The following is a 3565-nucleotide window of genomic DNA, read 5'->3' on the forward strand; positions in this document are numbered from 1 at the left end:
AGTCTACTCAATACGGATTTAACCCGTCAGCGCAAAGAAAAGGAATTGCTGATTGCCCAGAATCGGCGCACTAAAAACGAATTGACGGACCAGGTACAATCCCAACAATCACTTTTAAGGACAATCCGGCAGAATGAGAGCGCCTACGCCTCAGAAATAGACAAGAAACGTAAAGAAGCACGGGCTATTGAGCGCCAAATCGAAAACTTGATTCGTTCGGCCATTGCAGCCTCTAACCGCGAAAGTGGCGCCCGGACCGCGTCTCCTGGCAAATTTGCGTTAACCCCTGAGGCGACCCTGGTGGCCAACAATTTTTCAGCCAACAAAGGCAGGCTCATCTGGCCCGTGGAAAAGGGAGTTAAAAAACAGGGTTATGGGGTATATGCAGATGCCGTATACCCTGGTATAAAACATCAAAGCAATGGGGTGATTATTGCGGCAGATGAGGGATCTGAGGCCCGGGCCGTTTTCGAGGGCGAAGTGATCGCCGTACTGGCTGTTCCCGGAGGAAACAAGGGAGTTCAATTGAAACATGGAAACTTTATCAGCACCTATTACAATTTGGCTGAGCTCTATGTTAAAAAGGGCGACAAGGTAAAGGTTAAAGATGCTTTGGGAAAAATATATACCAACAGGTCTAACGGCCTGACACAACTGAAGTTTTACTTATACCAGGACGCGAATCGTTTAAATCCGGAAGAGTGGATATACCGATTGTAATTTAAATTATTCATTGAAGAGCGCTTTCAGCTCCGTGGCGTCATGCGGTTTCATCTTTCCTGCCAATACAAGACTTAGTTGCTTGCGCCTCAGGGCCGCTTCGAAACGGAGTTGTTCGATTTCCGTCTCGGGAGCCACCGGCGGAACTTCAGTGGGAATACCAATATCATCCACGGCCACAAAGGTGTAAATGGCTTCATTGGCCTTGGTGCGTTCCCCGCTAAACCGGTCTTCGGTCCAGACATCTATAAAAATTTCCATAGAGGTTTTGAAGGCCCTTGAAATACTGGCTTCTACGGTAACAACGCTTCCCAGTGGAATGGCCCGGTTGAAGGCAACATGGTTAACGGAAGCCGTTACAGCTACCTTTCGACTGTGCCTCCTGGCCGTAATGCTTGCCGCACGGTCCATCCGGGCGAGTAATTCTCCTCCGAAAAGGTTGTTCAGGGGGTTGGTCTCACTGGGTAAAACCAAATCAGTCATAGTGGTCCGGGATTCGCTCGGGCTTTTCGCTTCCATGGAAAAATTTTCGGCAAAGATACGCCTTCCCTCCAGAAGTTATTTAGAGTTTTGGGTATTCTACTTCGTGGAAAGCAACCAGGCGTCCTGGGAATCTTCACGCCGAATCTCTTTAAGGGCTTTAAGGGCTTCCTCAGGATCGGCAAAACTGGCATAAGACACCTGATAGAGCCCGTAGCTATTTTGGCCGAGGTGTTTGGCGGAATACCCGCGTGCAGAGAGTTCGGCAATGCGTTTCTCCGCATTCGCCCGAATGCGGTAGGCTCCTGCGATAATATGATGCGAGCGTTGTGTATTGGAGTGCACGCTGAGGTTTACTGAGGGCAGGAGGACTGGATTCGTACTGAAGAATGTAGCCTCCTGAATACTTTTAGAAACCTCTTTTTGTGCTTCTTCATATACAATGGCGGTAGATTCTATGCCTTGTTTGTAAAGGGAATAACCGCTTAGGGCGGTAGAAACGGCCAGGAGGACAACGGCGGCGTATTTATAGAGCGGTCTTAAGCCCCGTACTTTACGAGACTCAGGGGTGATGGTAAAAGGAATCTGCGATTCTATCTGACGCACCTCTTCCTTAAGCACTTCTCGTGTGACTGCATTGGCAATAACCGGGGTTAATCCAAATGACGACATCAGATAATTGACCCGGGTAGTGGGTTCAAAGGCAATGCGCCCCTCCTGGTTCATCCTGAAAGCGCCCAATTCAGGAAAATCCATCCGCTTTTCAGCTTTCAGAGTCGCTTTCCATGCTTTGGATGCAGCGAGCACCCCTTCCAGGGTATCTTCATAAGACTGCCCCTCTGCCTCTGCGATATGGGAAATGAGAAGCCCGTCATTCTTGTCTAACTGTGCATTGAACGACAGTTCTTTATAAGGCGGGAGAAAAGTATTGCTTTCCGATTGCAGGGATGCCGACTTAATTTGACACAAAAATGCCCCAAATCCGGGAACCACTACGCATTGGTACCGGTACAGAAGAGATGAAACATATTTTTCCAGTTGCATTGAAACAAAGATGGCGATTTATTGCAGTTTGAACAAAGGGAACAGGTTCCTTTTATTAACACCAGAACATCCAACTGTTTATAAAATGGGTTTTAAATGACAGACAATGAAATAGTTGCATGGATTAGACTACAGCGGATTCCGGGGGTAGGACCTATAAATGGCCGGAGATTAGTACAGTGTTTTAACGGTGTTCAGAATATCTTTAGCCAATCCGTGCGGGATTTGGTACAGTTGGTCGGAGTAGGGCCTGTAATGGCCGAAAGGATACTGAATCACACCTACCAAAGGGAAGCTGAAAACCAGTATCGAAGGATTTTGAAGGATGGCATACAATGCTTGTCTTTATCCGACGGGGCATATCCTGGGTTGCTCAAAGAATGCCCGGATGCCCCATTAATTCTATACCAGAAGGGACCGCTAACCTTTTCCGGAAGGTATCTTTTGAGCGTCGTTGGGACGCGCAGTATGACAGATTATGGTCGTCGGGTGTGCGAGCAGCTTATAAAGGCACTTGTGCCTTACAACCCTGTCATCATTAGTGGCCTGGCCTACGGCATTGATATTTGTGCGCAGAGGACAGCGCTAAAATTAGGTCTTGACACGGTTTCCTGCCTCGGCCACGGCCTGGACACGATTTACCCTGCAAGGCATGCCAGATTCGTTCCGGAAATTCTCCAAAAGGGGGCCCTACTATCTGAATTCGGGTTGGAAACGCCTGTAGAACCTATGAATTTCGTGCGGCGCAATCGTATTATTGCAGGGGTGGCCCCTGCTACGGTGGTGATCGAATCCGGCCCGAAAGGCGGAAGTCTTATTACTGCCGACCTGGCCTTTGGGTATGACAGGGAGGTGTTTGCCGTTCCGGGAAGATCAACCGACCGTTTCAGCACGGGTTGCAATTTGCTCATCGGTAAGCATAAGGCCCAATTGTTATCTTCGCCGGAGCAGTTGGTGGACACCCTTCAATGGTCCGCGGCTCCAGGTAATTCACAAGATTTCACCCAAAAGATAAGGAGTCTACGGCAGGGTGCTTTGACCCCCGAAGAAACTCGAATTTGTGAATTCCTGGCTGCAAATGGTATCCAAGTACTGGATGAAATCGCAATAAACTGTCGTCTGAGCGTTCGTGAGGCAGCTGCAGTGTTGTTTCAGTTGGAAATGAAGGAATTAATGCGAGCTTATCCGGGAAAAAGGTTTGAATTGACAGGATAAGAAACCGACTCTCCGGTTTGTAGTTTAGCTATTTTTACGTGAAAGTGTGGTAAAAGAGTGTCAAAAACGAGGGAAGAGGCCCTTTGACGGTACTTTGGTATTTTAC

Annotated in this window: 4 protein-coding genes; 2 read left to right on the forward strand and 2 right to left on the reverse strand. The window is 48.3% G+C overall.

Going from position 1 to position 3565, the window contains the following annotated elements; translation table 11 throughout:
* Positions 1-720 (forward strand): murein hydrolase activator EnvC family protein (locus tag WBV75_RS14415; RefSeq protein ID WP_424121280.1); only part of this gene is annotated, 720 nt, incomplete at its 5' end.
* Positions 721-726: 6 nt separating this feature from the next.
* On the opposite strand, the gene WBV75_RS14420 is transcribed toward WBV75_RS14415, so the two are convergent.
* Positions 727-1239 carry an acyl-CoA thioesterase gene (locus tag WBV75_RS14420; protein WP_424121281.1) on the reverse strand — a complete coding sequence of 171 codons (513 nt, stop codon included), beginning with the start codon at positions 1237-1239 and terminating at the stop codon, positions 727-729.
* 60 nt (positions 1240-1299) lie between these two features.
* The gene (locus WBV75_RS14425; protein WP_424121282.1) at positions 1300-2244 is read right to left on the reverse strand and encodes an SPOR domain-containing protein; all 945 of its coding nucleotides are present in this window, start codon (positions 2242-2244) and stop codon (positions 1300-1302) included.
* A gap of 96 nt (positions 2245-2340) precedes the next feature.
* On the opposite strand from WBV75_RS14425, the gene dprA reads away from it, so the two are divergent.
* On the forward strand, positions 2341-3459 hold the full coding sequence (gene dprA / locus WBV75_RS14430; RefSeq protein ID WP_424121283.1) for a DNA-processing protein DprA: 1119 nt from the start codon (positions 2341-2343) through the stop codon (positions 3457-3459).
* The last annotated feature ends 106 nt before the right edge of the window (positions 3460-3565 follow it).

Origin of the sequence: Robiginitalea sp. (assembly GCF_049588695.1) — a bacterium.
In the GTDB taxonomy this organism is placed as follows: Bacteria; Bacteroidota; Bacteroidia; order Flavobacteriales; family Flavobacteriaceae; genus Robiginitalea.

Bases quoted from the DNA above. Each gene is read 5' to 3' on its own strand.
- WBV75_RS14420 (WP_424121281.1), bottom strand. From the start codon at position 1,239: ATGGAAGCGAAAAGCCCGAGCGAATCCCGGACCACTATGACTGATTTG.
- WBV75_RS14425 (WP_424121282.1), bottom strand. From the start codon at position 2,244: ATGCAACTGGAAAAATATGTTTCATCTCTTCTGTACCGGTACCAATGC.
- dprA (WP_424121283.1), top strand. From the start codon at position 2,341: ATGACAGACAATGAAATAGTTGCATGGATTAGACTACAGCGGATTCCG.